The sequence below is a fragment of the Pedobacter sp. UC225_61 genome (genome assembly GCF_044452285.1).
Lineage (GTDB): Bacteria > Bacteroidota > Bacteroidia > Sphingobacteriales > Sphingobacteriaceae > Pedobacter.
Genome location: NZ_JBIOAL010000001.1, coordinates 2792014 through 2812997, shown reverse-complemented (window position 1 = coordinate 2812997; position 20984 = coordinate 2792014). Strand labels below are relative to the sequence as shown.

At 32.0% G+C, this 20984-nt stretch carries 24 protein-coding genes; 7 read left to right on the top strand and 17 right to left on the bottom strand.

Annotated features, from left to right (window positions below; genetic code table 11):
- Nucleotides 1-10: 10 nt before the first annotated feature.
- Entirely contained in the window at nucleotides 11-346 is a 336-nt protein-coding gene (locus tag ACHMWN_RS12850) for a tetratricopeptide repeat protein (protein WP_397301702.1), read from the bottom strand.
- A gap of 111 nt (nucleotides 347-457) precedes the next feature.
- On the opposite strand from ACHMWN_RS12850, the gene ACHMWN_RS12845 reads away from it, so the two are divergent.
- From ACHMWN_RS12845 to ACHMWN_RS12825, 5 genes are all read left to right on the top strand, one after another.
- Nucleotides 458-1195 carry an electron transfer flavoprotein subunit beta/FixA family protein gene (locus ACHMWN_RS12845; protein WP_397301700.1) on the top strand — a complete coding sequence of 246 codons (738 nt, stop codon included), beginning with the start codon at nucleotides 458-460 and terminating at the stop codon, nucleotides 1193-1195.
- A gap of 68 nt (nucleotides 1196-1263) precedes the next feature.
- Nucleotides 1264-2232 carry an electron transfer flavoprotein subunit alpha/FixB family protein gene (locus tag ACHMWN_RS12840; RefSeq protein ID WP_397301698.1) on the top strand — a complete coding sequence of 323 codons (969 nt, stop codon included), beginning with the start codon at nucleotides 1264-1266 and terminating at the stop codon, nucleotides 2230-2232.
- Nucleotides 2233-2286: 54 nt separating this feature from the next.
- Complete coding sequence (locus ACHMWN_RS12835) at nucleotides 2287-2901, top strand: bifunctional nuclease family protein (RefSeq protein WP_397301695.1); 615 nt, start codon at nucleotides 2287-2289, stop codon at nucleotides 2899-2901.
- A 175-nt stretch (nucleotides 2902-3076) separates the two neighbouring features.
- A complete protein-coding gene (locus tag ACHMWN_RS12830; protein WP_397301693.1) occupies nucleotides 3077-4462 on the top strand; it encodes a nucleoside permease in 1386 nt (461 codons plus the stop codon).
- A gap of 23 nt (nucleotides 4463-4485) precedes the next feature.
- Nucleotides 4486-5586, top strand: a complete 1101-nt coding sequence (locus ACHMWN_RS12825; protein ID WP_397301690.1) for a DUF3667 domain-containing protein — start codon at nucleotides 4486-4488, stop codon at nucleotides 5584-5586.
- Nucleotides 5587-5653: 67 nt separating this feature from the next.
- Here ACHMWN_RS12825 and ACHMWN_RS12820 read toward each other — a convergent pair whose 3' ends face one another.
- From ACHMWN_RS12820 to ACHMWN_RS12780, 9 genes are all read right to left on the bottom strand, one after another.
- Nucleotides 5654-6940: a citrate synthase gene (locus ACHMWN_RS12820; protein WP_397301687.1), complete on the bottom strand. Its 1287-nt coding sequence runs from the start codon at nucleotides 6938-6940 to the stop codon at nucleotides 5654-5656.
- 127 nt (nucleotides 6941-7067) lie between these two features.
- Nucleotides 7068-7607, bottom strand: a complete 540-nt coding sequence (locus tag ACHMWN_RS12815) for a DUF3347 domain-containing protein (protein ID WP_397301685.1) — start codon at nucleotides 7605-7607, stop codon at nucleotides 7068-7070.
- Nucleotides 7608-7755: 148 nt separating this feature from the next.
- Complete coding sequence (locus ACHMWN_RS12810; protein ID WP_397301682.1) at nucleotides 7756-8262, bottom strand: outer membrane beta-barrel protein; 507 nt, start codon at nucleotides 8260-8262, stop codon at nucleotides 7756-7758.
- Nucleotides 8263-8608: 346 nt separating this feature from the next.
- Nucleotides 8609-9736 (bottom strand): DNA adenine methylase, encoded by a 1128-nt coding sequence (locus ACHMWN_RS12805; RefSeq protein ID WP_397301680.1) that lies wholly within the window; start codon nucleotides 9734-9736, stop codon nucleotides 8609-8611.
- Between the two features lie 57 nt (nucleotides 9737-9793).
- Nucleotides 9794-10726 (bottom strand): tRNA (adenosine(37)-N6)-dimethylallyltransferase MiaA, encoded by a 933-nt coding sequence (miaA, locus tag ACHMWN_RS12800; protein WP_397301677.1) that lies wholly within the window; start codon nucleotides 10724-10726, stop codon nucleotides 9794-9796.
- 2 nt (nucleotides 10727-10728) lie between these two features.
- Nucleotides 10729-11571 (bottom strand): hypothetical protein, encoded by an 843-nt coding sequence (locus tag ACHMWN_RS12795; RefSeq protein ID WP_397301675.1) that lies wholly within the window; start codon nucleotides 11569-11571, stop codon nucleotides 10729-10731.
- On the bottom strand, nucleotides 11562-11939 hold the full coding sequence (locus tag ACHMWN_RS12790) for a hypothetical protein (RefSeq protein ID WP_397301673.1): 378 nt from the start codon (nucleotides 11937-11939) through the stop codon (nucleotides 11562-11564). The genes ACHMWN_RS12795 and ACHMWN_RS12790 overlap by 10 nt, the downstream gene beginning before the upstream one ends.
- Nucleotides 11940-12002: 63 nt before the next feature.
- Nucleotides 12003-13085, bottom strand: coding sequence for an MBL fold metallo-hydrolase (locus ACHMWN_RS12785; RefSeq protein ID WP_397301670.1), 1083 nt, complete (start codon nucleotides 13083-13085; stop codon nucleotides 12003-12005).
- A gap of 487 nt (nucleotides 13086-13572) precedes the next feature.
- Nucleotides 13573-14046, bottom strand: a complete 474-nt coding sequence (locus ACHMWN_RS12780) for a YMGG-like glycine zipper-containing protein (RefSeq protein ID WP_397301668.1) — start codon at nucleotides 14044-14046, stop codon at nucleotides 13573-13575.
- A 357-nt stretch (nucleotides 14047-14403) separates the two neighbouring features.
- On the opposite strand from ACHMWN_RS12780, the gene ACHMWN_RS12775 reads away from it, so the two are divergent.
- Nucleotides 14404-14589 carry a hypothetical protein gene (locus tag ACHMWN_RS12775; protein ID WP_182921646.1) on the top strand — a complete coding sequence of 62 codons (186 nt, stop codon included), beginning with the start codon at nucleotides 14404-14406 and terminating at the stop codon, nucleotides 14587-14589.
- 129 nt (nucleotides 14590-14718) lie between these two features.
- A complete protein-coding gene (locus tag ACHMWN_RS12770; protein WP_397301666.1) occupies nucleotides 14719-16104 on the top strand; it encodes an MBL fold metallo-hydrolase in 1386 nt (461 codons plus the stop codon).
- Between the two features lie 2 nt (nucleotides 16105-16106).
- On the opposite strand, the gene ACHMWN_RS12765 is transcribed toward ACHMWN_RS12770, so the two are convergent.
- The 7 genes from ACHMWN_RS12765 to ACHMWN_RS12735 all read right to left on the bottom strand — a co-directional run bounded on the left by ACHMWN_RS12765 (nucleotide 16107) and on the right by ACHMWN_RS12735 (nucleotide 20806).
- The gene (locus ACHMWN_RS12765) at nucleotides 16107-16445 is read right to left on the bottom strand and encodes a hypothetical protein (protein WP_397301664.1); all 339 of its coding nucleotides are present in this window, start codon (nucleotides 16443-16445) and stop codon (nucleotides 16107-16109) included.
- Between the two features lie 64 nt (nucleotides 16446-16509).
- Entirely contained in the window at nucleotides 16510-17037 is a 528-nt protein-coding gene (locus ACHMWN_RS12760; RefSeq protein ID WP_397301661.1) for a DUF4199 domain-containing protein, read from the bottom strand.
- A 109-nt stretch (nucleotides 17038-17146) separates the two neighbouring features.
- Nucleotides 17147-17533 carry a response regulator transcription factor gene (locus tag ACHMWN_RS12755; RefSeq protein ID WP_397301659.1) on the bottom strand — a complete coding sequence of 129 codons (387 nt, stop codon included), beginning with the start codon at nucleotides 17531-17533 and terminating at the stop codon, nucleotides 17147-17149.
- A gap of 83 nt (nucleotides 17534-17616) precedes the next feature.
- Complete coding sequence (locus ACHMWN_RS12750) at nucleotides 17617-18000, bottom strand: DUF3037 domain-containing protein (RefSeq protein ID WP_397301657.1); 384 nt, start codon at nucleotides 17998-18000, stop codon at nucleotides 17617-17619.
- Complete coding sequence (locus tag ACHMWN_RS12745; protein WP_397301656.1) at nucleotides 17978-18781, bottom strand: HipA family kinase; 804 nt, start codon at nucleotides 18779-18781, stop codon at nucleotides 17978-17980. The genes ACHMWN_RS12750 and ACHMWN_RS12745 overlap by 23 nt, the downstream gene beginning before the upstream one ends.
- 100 nt (nucleotides 18782-18881) lie before the next feature.
- Nucleotides 18882-19565, bottom strand: coding sequence for a DUF4397 domain-containing protein (locus tag ACHMWN_RS12740; RefSeq protein WP_397301654.1), 684 nt, complete (start codon nucleotides 19563-19565; stop codon nucleotides 18882-18884).
- A gap of 77 nt (nucleotides 19566-19642) precedes the next feature.
- Complete coding sequence (locus ACHMWN_RS12735; protein WP_397301652.1) at nucleotides 19643-20806, bottom strand: aldose epimerase family protein; 1164 nt, start codon at nucleotides 20804-20806, stop codon at nucleotides 19643-19645.
- Nucleotides 20807-20984: the final 178 nt, after the last annotated feature.

The window sequence follows — 20984 nt, the reverse complement described above, 5'->3', positions numbered from 1 at the left end:
GGGTTTCTAATTAATCATCTTCATAATCTAAGCCAGCTGCAGAATTGTAAGCACCTTGTAATTCAGAAAGTGCATGCATATCTCTTTTCGTTCTAGCTGCGGCAATTCCTTTTTGATAAATTTCAATTGCTGTATCTTTTTGATTGTGTTTTTCGTATAATTTACCTAAATGATAATAGGTTCCTATGTAAGTAGGATGCTCATTAACGAGCTTCAAATAATAGGCAAATGCATTCTCAGTGTCATTTAATGAATTATATTCAGTCGCTAAAGCGTATAATATAAAGGGATCGTTAGGTTCGTTCTCCAAAAATTCCAATAACTTGGCTAATCGTGTGTTTTGCATTTTAAATCCCTGCTTTTTTAATTAGATTTGCACAAAGACAATTTAAAGAATCTATCCTTAGTAAAATAACTAAATTATAGGTTCATTACCTTTAAAAACAAATGTAAACGTATGAAAATATTAGTTTGTATCAGTAATGTGCCCGACACGACTACAAAAATAACTTTTACCAACGATAATACACAATTCAATACTGCAGGTGTGCAATTTATTGTAAATCCATATGATGAGATTGCCTTATCAAGAGCAATAGAATTATGCGAAGGTGGAAAGGGAACTGTTACAGTGATTAATGTTGGTGAAAGCACTACCGAGCCAACCATCAGAAAAGCATTGGCAATTGGAGCTGATGATGCAGTAAGAGTGAATGCTGCACCAAGAGATGCTTATTTCACTGCCTTTCAAATTGCAGAATATGCAAAAGCTAATGATTTTAACATGATTTTATGTGGTAGAGAGTTTATAGATTACAATGGATCTCAAGTTGCTGCAATGATTGGTGAGTTTTTAGATATTCCATCTGTTTCTATTATCAAAAAATTAGATTTTGATGGAACAACTGCAACTATAGAAAGAGAGATTGAAGGTGGTAAAGAAGTAGTTTCGGTAACTGGTAATTTTGTTGCGAGTTGCGCAGAAGGTACTGCAGAAGCTAAAATTCCAAATATGAGAGGAATTATGTCGGCTAGAACAAAACCTTTAACCGTTGTAGAAGCGTTAGCTATTGAAGAACTTAGTAAGGTTGCAAAATTTGAAACTCCTGCTCCTCGTGGCGCTGTTAAATTAATATCAGCAGAAAATGCAGAAGAGTTAATCACTTTGTTGCATACAGAAGCTAAAGTAATCTAGTTTCAGACATCATTCTATCAAATAATTAAAATTCAAATCTTCCCATTAGGGATTAGAAATAAAAGTATATGTCAGTATTAGTATATGTAGAACAAGCCGATGGTAAATTTAAGAAATCTGTTTTTGAAGCAGTTTCTTATGCAAAAGCTATCGCCGATAATCAAAATACAAATCTAACCGCAATTTCTATCGGTAATGTTTCCGACAGCGAATTGAAGGAATTAGGGAAATATGGTGCATCTAAAGTATTAAATGTTGCAGCAGATCAACTAAAAAACTTTGTTAATCAAGCGTATGCTTCAGTAATTGCGGAAGCTGCTAAAAAAGAAAATGCAAATCTGATCGTTTTATCTAACTCTTTCTCTGGTAAAGGACTAGCTCCACGTGTTGCAGTAAAACTTAAAGCAGGTTTAGTAGATGGAGCTGTAGAATTACCAAACTTTGATGGTGTATTTTCTGTTAAGAAAAACGCTTTCTCTGGTAAAGCCTTTGCAATTACAACGTTAACATCAGATAACAAAGTAATCGCTTTAAACCCGAATGCTTTTGGTGTAAAGGAAAATACTGCTGATGCAACAATTGAAAATTTCAGTCCAGAAATTAAACCAACAGATTTAACGACAATTGTTAAAGAAATTGTAAGAGCAACCAATAAAATTTCATTACCAGATGCAGAATTAGTAGTTTCTGCAGGTAGAGGTTTAAAAGGACCAGAGAATTGGGGAATGATCGAAGAATTAGCTGAGCTTTTAGGTGCGGCAACAGCATGTTCTAAACCAGTATCTGATGCGGATTGGAGACCACACTCGGAACATGTTGGTCAGACAGGAATTGCTATTAGCCCTAATTTGTATATCGCTATTGGTATTTCAGGCGCCATTCAGCATTTAGCTGGTGTAAGCTCTTCAAAAGTTATTGTGGTAATTAATAAAGATCCAGAAGCTCCTTTCTTTAAAGTTGCAGATTATGGTATCGTTGGCGATGCTTTTGAAGTTGTTCCAAAAATTATTGCTGCTTTAAAAGCACACAAAGGATAGTTTTACAAACATTATTATGCCTATAAGTTAAAAAACTTATAGGCTTATCAAACTATGAAAAAAGTAAAACTTGATATAGTAGGTTTATCATACAGTCAAACCCAATCTGGTGCTTATGCACTTGTTTTAGGTGAAGTAAATGGTCGTAGACGTTTGCCAATTATTATTGGTGCGTTTGAGGCACAAGCTATTGCGATAGAAATTGAAAAGATGACTCCCACTCGTCCGTTAACGCATGACCTTTTTAAAACATTTGCACAAACGTATCATATCGAAATCTCAGAAATCATTATTTACAACTTAGTTGATGGCGTTTTCTTTGCTAAATTAATTTGTACTGATGGTCAAACCACTCAAGAAATTGATGCTCGTACTTCAGATGCAATCGCTTTGGCAGTACGATTTAATGCAACAATTTACACCTACGAATTTATTTTATCTTCTGCCGGAATTGTAATTGAAGGTAATGATTTTCTGTTTTTAGAAAACATTGATTCTATTGCAAAAGAACATAGCTCTGAAGATATGCAAACTTCTATTCCGGTTTCTGGTTACCAATCTTTATCTAATGAAGAATTACAACAAAAACTAGAAGAAGCACTGGCAGAAGAAGCATATGAAAAAGCAGCTCGTATTAGAGATGAATTGAATAAAAGAAATTCTAGCTAATAATTACCACAACTAGTTAAAAAATAGACAATACCTTCTTTCCACAATTTCACAATGTATATAGTTATTGTTTCAAAATAATTATAACTTACAGCTGCTTTTAATTAAACAACTTTGGCTTCCTTAAGGGCAACAAAAGCTACATTGATTACCGAAAAAACAAAACTAAACTTATATGAATATCAAGTTTCGCTTAACCATCATGAGTTTCATGCAATTTTTTGTGTGGGGTGCATGGCTAATTACAATTGCAAATTATTGGTTTGGTACTAAACAATGGGATGGTACACAATTTGGAGCAATTTTCGCTACCATGGGTTTCGCTTCTTTGTTTATGCCAACAATTACAGGTATTATAGCCGACAAATGGATAAACGCTGAAAAGTTATATGCTATACTTCATATATTATATGCTGGTGTTTTATTTTATATTCCACAAGTTGAAAGTCCTAATGCTTTTTTCTGGGTAATGATGTTGGCAATGTGCTTTTATATGCCAACAATCTCATTGAGTAATTCTATTTCTTATACCACATTAAAATCAAGCAATGTAGATTTAGTAAAGAGCTTTCCACCAATACGAGTTTGGGGAACTGTAGGTTTTATTGCTGCCATGTGGATTACTAATTTAACAGGTAGTAAAGCAAGTGCTTATCAATTTTACATAGCTGGTATTGGAGCTTTGGGTTTAGGCATTTATGCTTTAACCTTGCCTCAATGTAAACCATCAAAACTTATTGACGAGAAAACTACATTTGCCAAAAAACTTGGCCTAGAAGCATTTAAATTATTTGCCAACTATAAAATGGCTTTGTTTTTTGTTTTCTCTATGTTTTTAGGTGGTGCATTACAATTAACTAATGCTTATGGAGATGTATTTTTAGATGAGTTTAAACATTTCCCTAAATATGTAGATTCATTTGTTGTGAAATATTCTACAATTATCATGTCTATTTCTCAGATTTCTGAAACGCTTTTTATCTTGGCTATTCCATTCTTCTTAAAAAGATTTGGCATTAAAAAAGTAATGGTAATTGCAATGTTAGCATGGGTTTTTCGTTTTGGATTATTCGCCTATGGTGATCCAGCTGGTAATTTATGGATGATTATTATGTCGTGTGTTGTTTATGGAATGGCATTCGATTTCTTTAACATATCAGGTTCATTATTTGTAGAAACTGCTACAACTGCTAAAACTCGTTCTTCTGCTCAAGGATTATTTATGATGATGACTAATGGTTTTGGCGCTGTATTTGGCAGTTTGGTATCTGGTTGGATGATTGATAAGTACTTTACTAAAACGTTTATAGATATTGATTCTACTTCAAAGTTTGTTGGATCAGAACCTACAAATAGTCATTTATTAGCATTTGTAAAAACACAAGGCGTTAAAATTTTAGATAATGGAACTTTTGATAAGGCCATAAATATGAAAGATTGGAATAACATATGGCTTTCATTTACTATATATGCACTAATTATTACCGTTTTGTTTATCATTTTCTTTAAACACAAACATAATAGAGCCGAAGCAGAGGCAATTGAAGCGATCAGTCATTAAAAATTACAATCTCCCTTACATAAATGTCATCCATTAAACATAGAAAAGAAAAAGATTGCCTTAATTGTGGTCATATAGTTGAAGAAAATTTTTGTACACATTGTGGACAAGAAAATATAGTTACAAAAGAGGACGCCTTTCATATGGTAACTCATGCAGTTGCCGATTACTTTCACTTTGAACATAAATTTTTTGGCACTATAGGCCCTTTGCTCTTAAAACCTGGTAAACTAACAAAGGAATATGTTGCTGGCAAAAGAATGTCTTCAATCCATCCTATTCGTTTATATATTTTTATCAGTATTGTTTTTTTTCTAGTTATTCTTAGTGGTAATAAGCCTAATGAGAAAGAAAAAGAAAAAAAACCTACGTCTACCAATAAGAAACTTTCTCCAAAAGAAGTAGATAGCTTGCAAGCCGAGAAAATTAAAGGTGTAGAAGAAGCTATGAAGTATGTACCATTGAAAGGTTCAGTAAGAGATAGTATTATAAAAGCAGCAAAAGAAGACATTAAAAAAGATAGTAGTAATACTGACACAGACATTAATTTATTTACTGGAAAGAAGAAGAAGAAGAATTGGGGTGGAAATTGGAAAGTAAAAGATACTACCGTTGCCGATTACGAAAAACATCAATCAGCTTTACCAAAAGAGAAAAGAGATGGCTTTATTAAGCATTACATTAGCAAAAGAAGTATAGAGCTCAATAAATACCCGAATCCAGACGAAAAATTTAAAGAAGATTTACTACATAACATCCCAAAGATGATGTTCTTGTTGTTACCCTTGTTTGCGCTTATTCTTAAATTGGTTTACATCAATAAGAACAAATATTATTACGAACATCTCATTTATTCATTCCATTTGCATTCTGCCATATTTTTAAGCGTACTAGTAACCCTACTTTTAAAATGGTTATTTGGTTTTATCTATGATATTAGTGGATGGCTAGGTTCTTTTTGTACGATTTACATTATATGGTACATTTATCGCTCGCTTAGAACATTTTATGGCAGTACAAGATGGATTACAGTGCTTAAAATGTTTTTCTTAAGTTTTGCATATACTTTTGTATTTACAATTTGTTTCTTAATCATTATTGCATTTAGCTTTGTAATGATTTAAAAGTTTGAGCTATAAAAAAAGCCGATGCAATTTTAGCATCGGCTTTTTTATTGGACTATATTTTCTTTTATCTTTTGTTAATTTCTACAAAGTCCATATCAACATTTCCAACGTAAACTTGACGAGGACGGCCAATTGGTTCTTTGTTTTCATGCATTTCTTTCCATTGTGCAATCCATCCTGGTAAGCGACCTAATGCAAATAATACAGTAAACATATCCGTTGGGAACCCTAAAGCTCTGTAAATGATACCAGAATAGAAATCCACGTTTGGATATAACTTACGGTCAATGAAATAAGGATCACTTAGTGCAGCCTCTTCTAGTTTCTTAGCAATTTCTAATACTGGATCATTAATTCCTAATTTTTCTAAAATATCATCGCAAGCTTTTTTAATAATTTTAGCTCTTGGATCAAAGTTTTTATACACACGGTGACCAAATCCCATCATTCGGAATGGATCGTTTTTATCTTTTGCTTTATTAATCCATTTTTCAGTATCGCCACCATCTTCTTTAATTAGCTCCAACATTTCAATTACAGCTTGGTTAGCACCGCCATGAAGTGGGCCCCAAAGTGCAGAAATACCAGCAGAAACTGAAGCATATAAATTACAATCTGATGAACCAACCATTCTAACAGTAGACGCAGAACAGTTTTGTTCGTGATCTGCATGTAGAATTAACAATGTATTCATTGCGCTTACTACAACTGGATCAATTTCAATCTCTTCTGTACGTTGACCAAAAATCATATTCATGAAATTGGTTACATAATCGTACTTGTTTTTAGGGTAGATAAGTGGATGCCCTAAAGATTTTTTGTAAATAAATGATACAATCGTAGGGAATTTAGCTAACAATTTGATCATTGTTAAATTCATTTCTTCTTTTGAAGAATTTGCATTTAACGATTCTGGGTAAAAAGTAGACAACGAACAAACCAATGATGCTAATTGTGCCATTGGATGAGATTTAGAAGGATAACCATCTAAAAATTTCTTCATATCCTCATGAATTAGTGTATGTCTACTAATTTCATTTTGAAAGTTAGCTAATTCCTCTTCCTTTGGTAATACACCGTAAATCAATAGATACGCTACTTCTAAAAAAGTAGATTTTTCTGCCAATTGTTCAATTGGATAACCGCGATACTTTAAAACACCTAATTCTCCATCTAAAAAAGTAATTGCACTTTTGGTAGATCCTGTGTTTTTATAACCTAAATCTAGTGTAATATGACCTGTAAGATCTCTTAATTTTGAAATATCAATGGCCTTCTCACCTTCTGTTCCAGTAATAACTGGGAACTCATACGTTTTACCGCCTATCTTAATCTCTGCAATATCTGACATATATTTTATAGTTTATATAATAACAAAAATAGTTAATCTGTTTCTAAAATCTGACTTTTAAACCTAACAATGCTGTTAAATTGATGTTAATTTTTGGCAAAAGGCACATCAATTTTATCAGAAAAAATTATTTAGCTTTAATTTCCTCAACAACAGCTCCACACTCCATCATCTCACTTCCATAATATGGATTTTGAATTTTTTTCTCTGAAGCTAACCAATCACCACCATCACCTTTATTAGTCATTGGACAGTGTTGAATAAAAATTGTTCCTGAACTTAATTCTGCATGCTTAAATAATGCAATTACATCAGAACTTAATGCAGTAAATTCTTTACGCTGCGTAACAATATCTTTAGCATTTTCAATTTTATGAGCCGTAACTGCTGTGTTTTCACAACCACTGTACGTTACAAGTTCTGCAGCTAAAGCTTTAGAAGCATTTTGTGCGTCGGTAATTTTAGAAGCAACTAAAGCATCTTTCAATGAAATATAACTACTGTAGATGCTTTGTAGTTTTGAATCCTTAAAACTAATATTTGTCGTTGCAGCTACTTCAGCTTTATGAATAGTGCTATCTTTAGATTCTTTAGATGTATTAGAAGAAGTATTACAGGCCATCAATATAGATAATGCCATAACTCCAAAATATTGTTTTGTTTTCATTTGCGTTCAGTTCTTTATCAGCTAATCCTTTATAATTAACCACATAATTTCAGAGATTTTGTTTTTTGCTCAAAATAGCATTTATAATTTTAAAATAACAAAAAAAGCCCTCGAAATTCGAGGGCTTTTCAATAAAATTAGATTTTAATTATAATTTAAAACCATAAGCTAAACGTAAGCCAACATAACCAGTATTACCACCGTTTGCAGTTATTCCTTCATATTTAGCTGCTAAGTCTAAACCATTACTCCATGAGTAACCAATTGCAGGAGAATATACAAAGTTTGTTCCGCTTACATCTCCAACACCAAATGCTGCACCAGCTTCAGCTAAACCATATGCTCCAGCTCCTGTATTGCTAAAAAAGATTTTAAGACCAGCTTTAACTGGGATATAGCTATAGCTAATATCACCATAAGCTTCTTTGTATTGAATACTTGTATAACCTGCTGTAACTGGAACAGATAACTGTTTATCAATATCAAATTGATAACGTAAATCTCCACCGATTGCTAGGCTTTGACCAGTACTTGTACCTGCACCAACATTTAAACCAATGCCAAATTTAGGCGCTGATTGGGCATTTGCATTTACTGAGAAGAATAAAGCTACTGCAGCTACTGCAGAAGCTAAGAATTTTGTAGAGTTTTTCATTTTAAAATACTATTTGTAAAGGTTAATTTGTGTTAGACTTAATTGTCTAATTACTCTAATTTAAACAAATTGCATGCCATGAGTCAAAAGGAAAAACCGGATAGTTAATAACATATTAACATTTTATAAAATCAAAACCTGTAAAAATCATGTAGTTAGCTGAAAATTACTAGCGTTTATTTTATCAAATTTTAACTTTATTTTAGGATAAAAAAACAAATAATAGTTATGCTATTATGTTCAGTTTCTACTACAACCACATGTTCTATATTAGTTCTTAATGCAGGTATTTGGCGCACCTTAAACTAAAAAGTGGATAGACTTATTTCCAATTACCATTCATTGATTAATAATTGGTTATGATTAAATGTGTAGCACCTCTATTATTTCTGCCACGAACATTATAAGTGTAGCTTTTGTCAAAAGTTAAAATTTGCACCTTGGGATTGGTATATATTTTTCGAATAAATTCTGTTTCCTTAATTACAACCATCCATTTTGCTGGACTTTTAATTAGAAATGTTGCTAGTCGTTGCTGATCATTTTGGGTAAACGCATTTTGATCATATTCTGAAAATTCGCTATCGTAAGGTGGATCTAAAAAGATAAAATCTGTTGATTTTAATGCTAACTGATTTAAAAATAATTCAAAATCTAAATTAAAAATTGATGTGTGCTTAAATAACGTTGTAATTTTCGAATTAAATATATTCTCAGCTTTTTGCCGAAAATTCTTTCTATTGTACGCAATGCCTCCATAAGGAATGTTGAATTCGCCCTTGGCATTAAATCTAAACATAGAACCATAGCAAAACTCTCTTACAAAATACCAATTAGCAGCCTCTTTTGTTGGGTTTAACTTTAAAATTTTGGTATATTGTTTATTGAGTAAAGTTCTAAAAAAAAGATAAGCTCCACTCCTAATCCCGGTTTCAAAATGCGATTTAAGCTCATCGTTTTTAAAATTCCGTCCTTCTTTTTCACAAATTTTTTTGATACGCTTTGCTTTATCGGCAATACTTGCCAATAGCATATTTTTAAATAGATTTTTATCAATTATAAAATCTTGATTGTTAAGTAGTAGATCAGCATCCAAAGTCGATGATAAATGCTTTAAAAGACTTTCATTTAATGTTGTGGGAACTATATCTTTTTGTATAAAATCAATAAAGGTTGTTGAACATTCCTTCCACATTTTAATTGTGATATCACCTAATTCCTCCCAAGCTGTTGCATAATTAAAAAGCTCTTTTTTAAACTCTTTATGACCTACTTGCTTATAGAAATTAATTAAATCGGTACTTTTATCATTAATAAATGATTGAACTTTGGGCTGTAATGCAAAAAAAACACCTCCACCACCAAAAAACGGCTCTATATATCTATCAAACTTTGGAATGTAATCGGCAAATAAAGTAAACTCACTATACTTTCCACCAGTCCATTTAATAATTGGCCGTAACTTATTATTCATCTAATTTAATGCTTTTAAGCTCGTCAAAGCCTCTGTTATTCGTGGACGAATATGCAATTATTTTACATCAATTTCATGTTGTAGATGATCAATTGCAATTTTCTTTAGATGATCTAGATTTTCATCAGCATTTAGCCATTTTATTCTTACACCATCCTTTTCCATTTTCCTAAAAAAGGTCATTTGTCGTTTAGCAAACTGGCAAATTGCTATTCCTAATCTTTCCTTTAGTGTGCTAAAATCAATTTCATGAGCTAAATAAGAAGCAATAAATTTATATTCTAAACCATAAAACAGGAGCATTTCTTTAGTAATTCCATTTGCCAATAAGTTTTCAACCTCATCTATTAATCCTGATTTTAATCTTTCATTTAACCGTTGGATAATTCTTTCTCGCCTTGTTTCAACTTCACTTTGTAAACCAATTAATATGGGTTTAATCGCTGGTCTACTAATTTCCGCCAATTCATTGTATGTTAAATAATCGGCGATTTCTATAGCTCTAATTAAACGCTTTGTAGATGAATAGTCTGCTTGTAACCTTAGCTTTTCTGGATAAGATCTTAATTTATCTTGTAATTGTTGTTTTGTAAAATCTTGAATTTTGCTCCGTAAACCATCGTTTACTGGAATGGTGGTTAATTCATGGTTTTGCAGAATGCTGTGAATATACATTCCTGTTCCACCACACAGAATTGGCAATTTGTTGCTGTTAGCTATAACACTAAACGCTGTATAAAAATCTTCTTTAAAAGCATTTACATGATATTTTTCTCCTGCTTCTTTGATATTTATTAAATGATATGGAATAAATTTCCCTTTCAATTGATATTCATTTAAATCCTTCCCAGTACCAATATCCATGTCTTTAAATACCTGTCGGCTATCTGCGCTAATGATTTCGCCATTTAATTCATCGGCAAGTGCCACAGCTAATTTGGTTTTGCCTGATGCAGTTGGACCTAAAATAATCAGCAAATTTTCAGACATTTTTAAAGTAATAAATGATATTTTAAATTACCAGTATTGAAAAGTTTAACAAAGCCATTTAATGCTAAGAAATCGTCCAAATTTAAATCATTTTGAGCTTCGAAAGCTAATAATGTATTTTTTGGTAAACGATGAGGGAAATAACGAATCAATGTTTCGCGATTTACGTATAAAAAAGCTGGTTCTGTGATTTGGCTTAATGTAAATCCTAATTTATCGTAACCTTTGCCCAATGACCAGTCTCTATCGGCATATGTCATTACATCATTTAGCTTAATCTGTTTTGTAAAATGCTTGATGAGTTTACTCAGTCCACCTACAATGGTCAAACCGCCTTTTGATGCAAAACGCACTAGTTCAGCTGATTGATAGTTTTCTCCTTTACTCTTCATTGGTCTTGTCTCACTAAAACTAGCTAACCCAATTATTTCATTATTAGCTATTAAACCAAAACTATACTTAGCTTTTACATAGCCTTGCAAATGATTTTCAGTTAAAAAACTACTAGTTTGTTTTTGATCTAGAGCTACAATTTTAGCTTTACGTCCATGGAAACTTTTATTCAGGCTTAAAAATGAATGGATACGGTTTAGTACTTGAGTTCTTTTGGCTACCCAAACATCTTCCCAAAGGTGAATTAATTGTATATTTTCTTTTTGATACTTGTCTTGTAATGCGATGAGCTCTTCAGGATAAAAACCATTATCTAATGGAACTAAATGAATTAACACATTTTTATTGCACTCAATAATATAGTAAGGTTCTACCTGAGCAGTTCTTATCTGATGGTTGAAATTTTGTACAGTTAAGAAAAAATCCTCTTGCCAAAAAGAATTTAAACCCACCCCTTTTGCTTGTAAATTGTAAATCCTTTAGCTAGGATATCGGTTATTTGTTCTAGTAAAATATCATCCAGTTTTTCAATATGGAAACAAGATTTTTCTTCCAATAATTCCAATAAACTGGATTGAGAAATAGTTTTTATCTCTTGCTCATCTTCTTCCGTCATGAAATAAAAAGCTACATAATCTTTCAAAATTTCAACACCAGCAAAATAAACCTCTGCTCTTATTTTCCCTTCTATTTCTACATTTTTTTCGCTCCAAAGTTCATAAGCTGTATCACTATTTTTACGAGCTGTAAATCCGTTGGCGGCATAAGGTTGTAAGGATGCTCTAATGGTCTGAAAAATTTCTACAAAATCTGTTTTCATGGTTTTGATTTTATCTTATTTAAGAACAACACTAATTTAATACCAATTGTTCATTTAAACAATTTATAAATTTATCCACCATTGGGATGAAGGTTGATTTTCTTCTAACGTAAATGTTTCTCCGATTTTAGGAGTGATAATTGGAAAATGTAATTCATCAGCTTTTTTTGTCAAACGCTTTATGGGTTCATCCCAATCGTGTAAGGCTAATTTAAATTTTCCCCAATGCACAGGCAATAAAGTTCTAGCATTTAAATCAATGCTTGCTTGTACCACTTCTTCAGGAAACATGTGAATTAATGGCCACATTTTATTGTATTGCCCACATTCTAAAATAGCTAAATCAAATGGTCCGTACGTTTCTCCAATAACTTTAAAATGCTCATCATAACCAGAATCTCCACCTAAATAAATGTTATTATTTTTTGTTTTAAGGATAAATGAAGACCACGCGGTTTGATTTCTTTTAAATCTCCTTCCAGAAAAGTGTCTAGCAGGTGCTGCAGTAAAACTGATATTTACCAGTGGCGATATTTCTTCTCCCCATGCCAATTCTGTAATTTGATTTGATGGAATGCCCCAATGTTCTAAATGTTCACCAACACCTAAAGAAGTAACAAATCGTGAGGTTCTATCTCTTAATTTTAAAATTGAATTGTAATCTAAATGGTCATAGTGATCATGTGTAATTAGGATAATATCTAAATTTGGTAAATCCTCAAGATTGAGGAAATCTGTTCCTAAGAAATTTTTTGTTCCTAAAAATTGAAATGGTGAAGTTCTGTTACTAAAAACAGGATCTACCAAGATGTTTATTCCATCAATCTGAATTAAATAAGAGGAATGCCCAAACCATGTGATTTTGAGTTTTTCTGAACGATTAAAATCTGGTGTTTGATTCGGAATTGCACTTTTGGGTATACTAGCTGCATTTCCTTTTATCATCTCTTTTATAACCATCCAATAGGATACATCTTCTGGAAGCGCAGGCGTAGGAGACTGATTTTCAATCGCTCCATTTTTATAATTAGGTAGACTAATTATTTTCTTCTGTCTTTCTCCTTTGGGTAATCGTCCAAAAACTGGCAGGTTTAATATATAAACTGAAAAAAGAATAATGAATATAATGGCTAGTATGAAGTACATTTTAAATTGCTATAAATTAATTATGCAATGATATGTACAATTTTAATGGTCTACAATTAAGAAATCAAGCAAAAAATTTGTAGGCTATTTTTGGGGCTAGACTTCTCATCTTATTTTCACAAGAACTTTTTAAGCTTTACTATTTACAACTTGTTTTACCTAATCCATTTTTCGTTCATATGCTTTTATTTTTTTTAGTGAGATGAATAACGTTAAGTTAAGTTTGAGTCATCTTCATAGCAAGTCCGCATCTAGTCCGCATCTAGTCCGCGTTATTGCATAAAAATGCGGACTTGGTGCGGATTAAATATGGTGTTAATAATAACTTAACACGAAGAGAACCTTAAAGCAAAACCAATGTTCTTAAATTGTTTAATTTGTAATGCGAGATTAACCCCAATTAAGTTATTTGATCTACAGAAGCTGAGGCAATAAAAAAGCCCAAACAGGTAAAACTGTTTGGGCTTTTTTAAAAGTATCTTATATATTAATTTTTAGGTTGTACCCTACCACTTTTTCTATCTTGAGCTCTACCAATCGCATAACCAGCACCAGCACCGGCTAAACCACCTATAATTGCTCCTCTACCATCTTTCTTGTCAATTAAAATACCACCTAAAGCACCTACACCTGCACCAATTGCTGTTCCTTTTGCAGCATCACTCCATCCTTTTTTCTTAGCAGCTGTAGTTGTACCTGCAGATGTTGTAGTAGATGAACCACTTGATGAATAGCTTGATCTAGATGAAGCACTACGTCTTGCTGCAGCTAATTCTGCTTGATGTTTTTCTTCTACTAATTGTTGTTGTTTCACAACTTCAGCACGTTTAAAGCTATCTAATCTCAAACTATCTTTCACAGCTGTAATTGCTTGTTGTTTTGCTAATGCTTCTTCTTTAGCTCTGTTGCCGCATGAAGCTAAAACTGTAGCCAATGCAACTATTGCGAATATCTTTTTCATGTTTAATTTAATTTAGTGTTAATTATGTTTCGTATAAAGTAAAAATGATGCCAAGATTTAAGTTGTTGATAAAATAATTCAAAAAATCAATTTTCACATGATACCATAACAACTCAATGGCATTTTAGTTTTTGGTTAAAAATCCTTATATTTGCACTAACGGAATATCAATATACTTTTCTCTATACAACACCTACTGAGCAATTATTGTTCAGCATTCCAATCTTTAGCAGGCCAACCGTTGTCATGCAGGATAAAATATACGTATCGATCTAATTCATTTTTAACAAAACGCGTTAAAAGATCAACAAAAGGTAAATTCAGAGAACAGTCGTTTTTTAATTAATACAGTATAATATGGCAAAGTCTCAGGCTACTTTCATGAAAAAGCAATTAGAAAAAAATAGACAAAAGAAAAAAGAAGATAAGTTAGAGCGTAAGCTAGAACGTCAACAAAACTCAACTGGTGGTGATTTAGATAGCATGATGGCTTATGTAAATGAATTTGGAGAGATAGTTTCTACTCCACCAGATAAGAAATAACAAGCAAAACAAAACATTTTGACTAAGCCGCAGATGCGCAGATTAACGTAAATGTAATCTGCATATCTGCGGCCTTTTAATTTAAGTTAAAATTAATAACTTGCTCGTTGTTCAGGAGAAGATTTATTTATGAAATTAACCATTTGGGGAGCCGCACAACAGGTAACTGGCAGTATGCATTTATTGCAAACAGAAAATTACTCCATACTTATAGATTGTGGCCTAGATTACGAAAAAGGCACTTATCAAGAAGAAAATCAATACTTTCCATTTGATCCATCAACGATTGATTTAGTGATATTAACTCACGCTCATATTGATCATTCTGGTAATTTACCTACACTTTTACGTATGGGATTTGAAGGTCAAATTCTATGTACTTCACCTACTGCTGATTTGGCTGAATTGCTTTTATTGGATTCAGTTAACGTATTTTTAGGGAAACAAAAAAGGAAATTAAGAAGTAAACGTGGATTTGCAGGTCCTCAACCATTATACCTGCAAAAACATGTAATGGAAACTGTAAGTCGCTTTGTAACAATAAGTTTTAACAAGTCTTTTAAAATTAATGGAGCTATTGAAGTAACGTTTATTCCAGTAGGACATTTATTAGGTGCAGCTGCAGTTATCTTAACTATTGTTGAAAACGAAATAACAAAAAAAATTGCTTTTACAGGTGATATAGGCAGAAAAAATTATCCGGTTTTAATAGATCCTCAACCTTTACCCCAAGTAGATTATTTAGTATGCGAATCTACGTATGGTGGAAGATTACATACAACAGGTACCACTTTAGAAGAAAAGTTGATAGAAACCATTAACGAAACATGTATTAAAAGCCCAGGAAGATTAATTATTCCTGCTTTTAGTATTGGAAGAACCCAATCGTTAGTGTTTACTTTAAATCAGATTTTTAGTAAAGGCTTGCTCCCTCCTGTTCAAATTTTTGTTGATAGTCCGCTAGCAAATTATGCCACCGATGTTTACAGAAAGCATCATGAATTGGTAAATGAAGAGGCTAAAGAATTTTATAAAACCAAAGGTGATGAATTTGAATTTGAGAATTTAACGTATGTTCATGATCGCAAAGAAAGTTTATCTGTAAGTAATTATTTAGAGCCTTGTATTATCATTTCTTCAGCTGGAATGTTAGAAGGAGGTCGAATACAAGATCATCTATATTATAATATTCAGAATTATTATTGCACTATTTTATTTATTGGTTATTGTGCAAAAGGAACATTAGGAGACCGATTATTACGTGGAGATCCGATCATCCGTTTACGAAATAGAGACTTAATGGTTTATGCTGCTATCAAAAAAACTGACCTATTAAGTGGACACGGAGATCATAACGATTTAATTGAAACTGTAAAACAACAAGATAAGCAACTCTTAAAAAAGGTCTTTTTGGTACATGGAGAAGTTAGGAGTATGTCGGCTTTAGCCAATTCTCTTACGGAAGAAGGTTATGTTGTTGTTATATCAGAAAAAGGAGAAGAAATAATTCTTTAAAATTATATTACTAAATAAACATAAAATTTATTGTCTCTTATCGGCTGCCCTTTAATAGATAAGCTTTCTCCTTTATAATCGCGAGTTGGTTTGATGACAAAAGGTTCATCAGATTTAGCACATTCATCGAAAGCAATTTTTAAGCGGTCAATGTAGGTATCAGCGTTTACTTTCCACTTTTTGTCCATATACCAGAAATAAGCAAAAACATTTCTAGCATTACCTTTCAATTTACCATCAAGCCTGATATACGCCATGTTTGCTTTTTTTAATGGCTCAACAGCTTTTTTATAAAATGTTTTAAAGTCTTTAAATTCAGGGATAGTTCTAACCTCGCTCATTATTTTGATTTTAGCGCAATTTACATCTTTTAAAACGCAACTAAAAATCAACACACGTATTACATTAAATATCCTTAATAGTCTTCCCCTTAAGAATAAGTGCGCTAAGAATAGAAATGATGATTCCAATTGGCAAAATTTCCATGTAGGTAAGAAGAATTACTAAAATGGGGCTTTTGTACATTTCCTTATAGCTTGACATTTCTTCTATTGTTTTATTTAGCTCTGCTGGAGTACTTCCATCTGCTTTTGCCTGAGCAATGGCATGTGCACTATATTTGTCCAAATAATCTGGAATAAATCCGTAATACGCAATTAACCAAACTATTACATACATAGTTGAAGCTATAAGAGCGATTAGGATTCCAATTTTAAAGGCTTTACCGAAAGTGATAATCCCATTATTAAATTTATCCCTATAGTTTTTAACTCCAACAAAAATAAAAGAGAAAGCAAGTATCATTATAGTAAATCCTAAAACCATACTGCCAGAAAATTCTTTGCTGTTATAGCAAACAATAACTGTTACGAGGATCATTAAACTAACTATTAATCCTGAGAGTAATCCAAAACTTAAAATATTCTTTTTCATGATGTAAAATTTGATTATGCCACAAAGTAAAGGTATGCAGCTAAAATGCTATTCATACTTTCGGGTGATTTTAAGTATAATCATTCATTTACTACTAAAGTATGAATGTTTAAGAGATCAGTGCTAATTTTTTTGCTCGTTCTACAGCTTGAGTTCTGCGTTTAACGTTCATTTTTTCGAACATTCTACTAATATGCGTTTTGATCGTATTTAAAGAAACAAATAAACGATCTGCAATTTCCTGATTACTTAATCCAATTGCCATTAATTGTAGTACTTCTAACTCTCTTTTACTTAATCCTAGTTCATTAAAAGTAGTTTCATTAAATACGAATTCTTTAATTTTATCTTGATAAACCTTTTTTTCTATCGTTTTTGGTTTGCTTAACTTTAAGGCAAGCCAAATTCCTAAAATGGTAAAAACAAATGCTATAGCCCCTGCGTAAATTTCAAAAGAGTCGTGTATTACAATAAAACGTATTTCTAACCATCTCATTAAAAGCAATAAAATAGCGAAGCAAATTGAATATAAAATAATGTGCTTATAATTTTTAAACTGCAAAAACATACACATAATTATTAAAGTACCAATTGTTGCTGTAATTTTTGTAATGTTTCTTCTGGATCAATACAAAAACCTGGATGAACTTTAGACGCTTGTACTACGGTGCTCCGAGTAGCTGTAAGCCAACGAAAACGAGATGCAATATCTAATTGACCTATTGGACCGGCCTCTGCCCCACCCATACATATTTTTTCGATAGCCTTTAAGTTAGAATTAATAATAGATGTTTCAACTTCGCAAGCAAAGGCTGATAAACGAATTTCATTTACTTCGAATGTACATTTCAAAAATCTCTGACTAGCACAATACAAAATAACTCCTACATTAAGGAATTCTTCACGTTCTACCTTTGGCACAACACGTATTACTGCATACTCAAATAAGTATTTCTCTTGCATGTTGTGCTTCTTTTACAAAAATTTCTGAATGAGCAATTCTTGTGTTTAAAAATAGAGCATATGCATCTCTTTGAGCTTGGCTACTCTGAAATATATCTTCATTTAACCATTCATCTGGTATTAAGTTCAATATATTAGCTATGGTTTTTGGTGTTAAAATAGATTGAAAAATAGTGTTAACTTCCTCCAATTGGCTAGCTTGTGGTAATAATACATGATCTCTTACTAATACAAAAGGTTTTTTTGCCTGCTCTTCCCAATTTTGCCAAGAATGATGAAAGTACAAGGATGCACCATGATCGATTAGCCATAATTCTTTATGCCAAAGCAACATATTCGTGTTACGAGCAGTACGATCCATATTTGTGAGCAAACAATCTAACCATACTATTTGTGATGCAAGTAAAGGATCAATTTTGGTTACTGTTGGATCATAAGTTATGGCACCTGATAAATAATGTAACGCTAAATTTAATCCTACACTTGCTTTTAACAGATCTTGTATTTCTTCATCAGGTTCCGTTCTACCAAAAGCCTCATCCAACTTAGCAAATACCAACTCTGGTACTTTTAAGCCTAATGAACGAGCAATCTCTCCACCAATAATTTCAGCTATTAATGCTTTATGTCCTTGCCCAGCTCCTCGAAACTTTAATACATATAAGAATCCATCGTCTGCCTCTGTAATGGCAGGCATAGAACCACCTTCACGTAAAGGTGTAACATATCTTGTAACGTTTACTGTTCTAATTTGTAAAGGTGAATTATTTATTGAGGTCATTAAGCAAGCTTATTCATCAAAAATAGAAAAATTTACCAGTTGTTAAGGCACAAAAAAAGCATTGCTATTCACAATGCTTTCAAAATTTTTAGAGTTTGTATTAATTCTGTACAATAACGTGGTAGTTTGCAGTTGTCGTATTTGCAGCGTCAAACCAAATAGTATAAATTTTTCCAGATTGGAATGTGGCTCCAGGAATAACAGTTGTATTAGCTGAACCTAAAATATTAACGTTTAATGCAGTATTAGCATCAATTGTACTATAAACAGATGAATAACCAAAGGTTAAACCTGTAGTTAAAGAAGCTCCACCTGTAGCTACTACGCTAATTGAATTAGCTAAAGCTGATCCAACATTAACAAATCTAACTTTCGATTTTCCTGAAGCTGGAGCACTATTATCATCTTCATATCCATTAAGTTGAGCAGCACCTGTAGCATTTGTATAATAAAATACAGTATAAGATGCATTTGCTTTAATACCTACATTAGCACTAGCATTTGCAGTGGTTGAGCCTGAACTTCTAAATGATACAGTGCTTGCACCAGATTGTGCAGTTAAATAACCACTACTCTCTCCATAAGCAACTGCTGAAGTAGTTAATTTCGTGTCGCGTTGATAAAAATCTTGAGCACTTGAACCTTGTACAGCGTTTACAACTCTTAAATTAGCAGTTCCTTCTACAATTACCTCATCATTATTTTTTTTACATGATGATATTAGGCCTATCATACAGATCATGGTAAATATGATTGCCGATGTTTTGTTAAAAATCGTTTTCATTTGATTAAATTTTAGTTAGTTATAAAAGTCCAAACATCAAATACCACGCCAATGAAGCAAAATATGGATCATTATTCCTAATTTGAGAATTTATAAATAGAACTAGTTTTGTAAAGTTCACCTTGTTTTACTTGTGTAGTTGGAAAAGTTAGTTGATTAGGTGAATCTGGAAAATGCTGAGTTTCTAAGCAAAATGCTGTTCTAAAATCATCCTTAACCCCCGTTTTTAAGGTATTTTTACTTTGCATAAAATTCCCACTATAAAATTGCAAGCCAGGTTCTTGTGTATAAATATCCATTACAATTCCAGATTTATCTCCCTTTACAGTAGCTGCATGAATCATATTTAATCCCTTTGTTTTAGTCAAAATATAATTATGATCGTAACCTTTACCATAACTTAACTGTTCATTTTTATCATTTATTCGAGTACCAATAGCAGTTAGTTTAGTAAAATCAAATGGGCTTCCTATAACTTTTTCAATTTTTCCTGTCGGAATTAATGTAGAATCAACTGGTAAATAGGTCTCAGCATAAATCTGCAAGTCATGATTTAAAATTGTACCGCTACCTTCACCATTTAAATTAAAAAAAGCATGGTTTGTTAAATTTACAACTGTTGTTTTATCAGTACGAGCCTCATAATCCATTTTTAACTCGTTATTATCTGTTAAAGTATAAGTTACTTTAACTTTCAAATTACCTGGAAAACCCTCTTCCATATCTTTGGAAAGGTAGGTAAACTCTATTGTCTGTTGATTTGGTTGTTTGGCATTCCAAACTACATATTGAAAACCTTTTTTACCACCATGCAAAGTGTTTATACCATTATTAGTAAACAATGAATAGGTTCTACCTTCCAAATTAAATTTACTTTTAGCAATGCGATTGCCATACCGACCAATAGTTGCTCCAAAATAAGGTTCTGTAGATTTTTGATAAGCACTTATACTATTAAAACCTACAACCACATCAACTAATTGACCTTTGGCATTGGGAATAAGTAAGCTAATTAATCTGCCTCCATAATTGGTAAACTTAGCTTCAGCATTATTTGCATTCTTTAAAACATATAAATCAGTTTGTTTCCCATCTACTATATTTTTAAAGGAATCTGCAACAAGTGTTATATTTTTTGAACTATCTATAGTATCATTTACTGACGACTTTTTCTTTTCGGAGTTACAAGCAGTAAATAATGTTATACATAAAATTAAGGGTAAAAAGGATTTAAAATTCATAAGAAAGTAGTTAAGTTATAGGATCATTTATTAAATGTAATTAGGAAGTTTAGCATTACAAAACATTGAAAAATAAATAAGTTCATTTTTTATACTTAAAAGAACAATTTTTAATTAGAATTAAAAAAAGTATTCTATAACAAAACACTATTAAGTTATATTAAAAATATTCTCTAAT

What these genes read in the sequence shown, in the direction of transcription:
- ACHMWN_RS12830 (WP_397301693.1), top strand. Translation starts at nt 3,077, where the DNA reads ATGAATATCAAGTTTCGCTTAACCATCATGAGTTTCATGCAATTTTTT.
- ACHMWN_RS12780 (WP_397301668.1), bottom strand. Translation starts at nt 14,046, where the DNA reads ATGAAAAAGATATTCGCAATAGTTGCATTGGCTACAGTTTTAGCTTCA.
- ACHMWN_RS12740 (WP_397301654.1), bottom strand. Translation starts at nt 19,565, where the DNA reads ATGAAAACGATTTTTAACAAAACATCGGCAATCATATTTACCATGATC.
- ACHMWN_RS12840 (WP_397301698.1), top strand. Translation starts at nt 1,264, where the DNA reads ATGTCAGTATTAGTATATGTAGAACAAGCCGATGGTAAATTTAAGAAA.
- ACHMWN_RS12845 (WP_397301700.1), top strand. Translation starts at nt 458, where the DNA reads ATGAAAATATTAGTTTGTATCAGTAATGTGCCCGACACGACTACAAAA.
- ACHMWN_RS12765 (WP_397301664.1), bottom strand. Translation starts at nt 16,445, where the DNA reads ATGAGCGAGGTTAGAACTATCCCTGAATTTAAAGACTTTAAAACATTT.
- ACHMWN_RS12825 (WP_397301690.1), top strand. Translation starts at nt 4,486, where the DNA reads ATGTCATCCATTAAACATAGAAAAGAAAAAGATTGCCTTAATTGTGGT.
- ACHMWN_RS12785 (WP_397301670.1), bottom strand. Translation starts at nt 13,085, where the DNA reads ATGTACTTCATACTAGCCATTATATTCATTATTCTTTTTTCAGTTTAT.
- ACHMWN_RS12750 (WP_397301657.1), bottom strand. Translation starts at nt 18,000, where the DNA reads ATGCAAGAGAAATACTTATTTGAGTATGCAGTAATACGTGTTGTGCCA.
- ACHMWN_RS12820 (WP_397301687.1), bottom strand. Translation starts at nt 6,940, where the DNA reads ATGTCAGATATTGCAGAGATTAAGATAGGCGGTAAAACGTATGAGTTC.
- ACHMWN_RS12770 (WP_397301666.1), top strand. Translation starts at nt 14,719, where the DNA reads ATGAAATTAACCATTTGGGGAGCCGCACAACAGGTAACTGGCAGTATG.
- ACHMWN_RS12775 (WP_182921646.1), top strand. Translation starts at nt 14,404, where the DNA reads ATGGCAAAGTCTCAGGCTACTTTCATGAAAAAGCAATTAGAAAAAAAT.
- miaA (WP_397301677.1), bottom strand. Translation starts at nt 10,726, where the DNA reads ATGTCTGAAAATTTGCTGATTATTTTAGGTCCAACTGCATCAGGCAAA.
- ACHMWN_RS12810 (WP_397301682.1), bottom strand. Translation starts at nt 8,262, where the DNA reads ATGAAAAACTCTACAAAATTCTTAGCTTCTGCAGTAGCTGCAGTAGCT.
- ACHMWN_RS12805 (WP_397301680.1), bottom strand. Translation starts at nt 9,736, where the DNA reads ATGAATAATAAGTTACGGCCAATTATTAAATGGACTGGTGGAAAGTAT.
- ACHMWN_RS12735 (WP_397301652.1), bottom strand. Translation starts at nt 20,806, where the DNA reads ATGAATTTTAAATCCTTTTTACCCTTAATTTTATGTATAACATTATTT.
- ACHMWN_RS12760 (WP_397301661.1), bottom strand. Translation starts at nt 17,037, where the DNA reads ATGAAAAAGAATATTTTAAGTTTTGGATTACTCTCAGGATTAATAGTT.
- ACHMWN_RS12835 (WP_397301695.1), top strand. Translation starts at nt 2,287, where the DNA reads ATGAAAAAAGTAAAACTTGATATAGTAGGTTTATCATACAGTCAAACC.
- ACHMWN_RS12850 (WP_397301702.1), bottom strand. Translation starts at nt 346, where the DNA reads ATGCAAAACACACGATTAGCCAAGTTATTGGAATTTTTGGAGAACGAA.
- ACHMWN_RS12815 (WP_397301685.1), bottom strand. Translation starts at nt 7,607, where the DNA reads ATGAAAACAAAACAATATTTTGGAGTTATGGCATTATCTATATTGATG.
- ACHMWN_RS12755 (WP_397301659.1), bottom strand. Translation starts at nt 17,533, where the DNA reads ATGAGATGGTTAGAAATACGTTTTATTGTAATACACGACTCTTTTGAA.
- ACHMWN_RS12745 (WP_397301656.1), bottom strand. Translation starts at nt 18,781, where the DNA reads ATGACCTCAATAAATAATTCACCTTTACAAATTAGAACAGTAAACGTT.
- ACHMWN_RS12790 (WP_397301673.1), bottom strand. Translation starts at nt 11,939, where the DNA reads ATGAAAACAGATTTTGTAGAAATTTTTCAGACCATTAGAGCATCCTTA.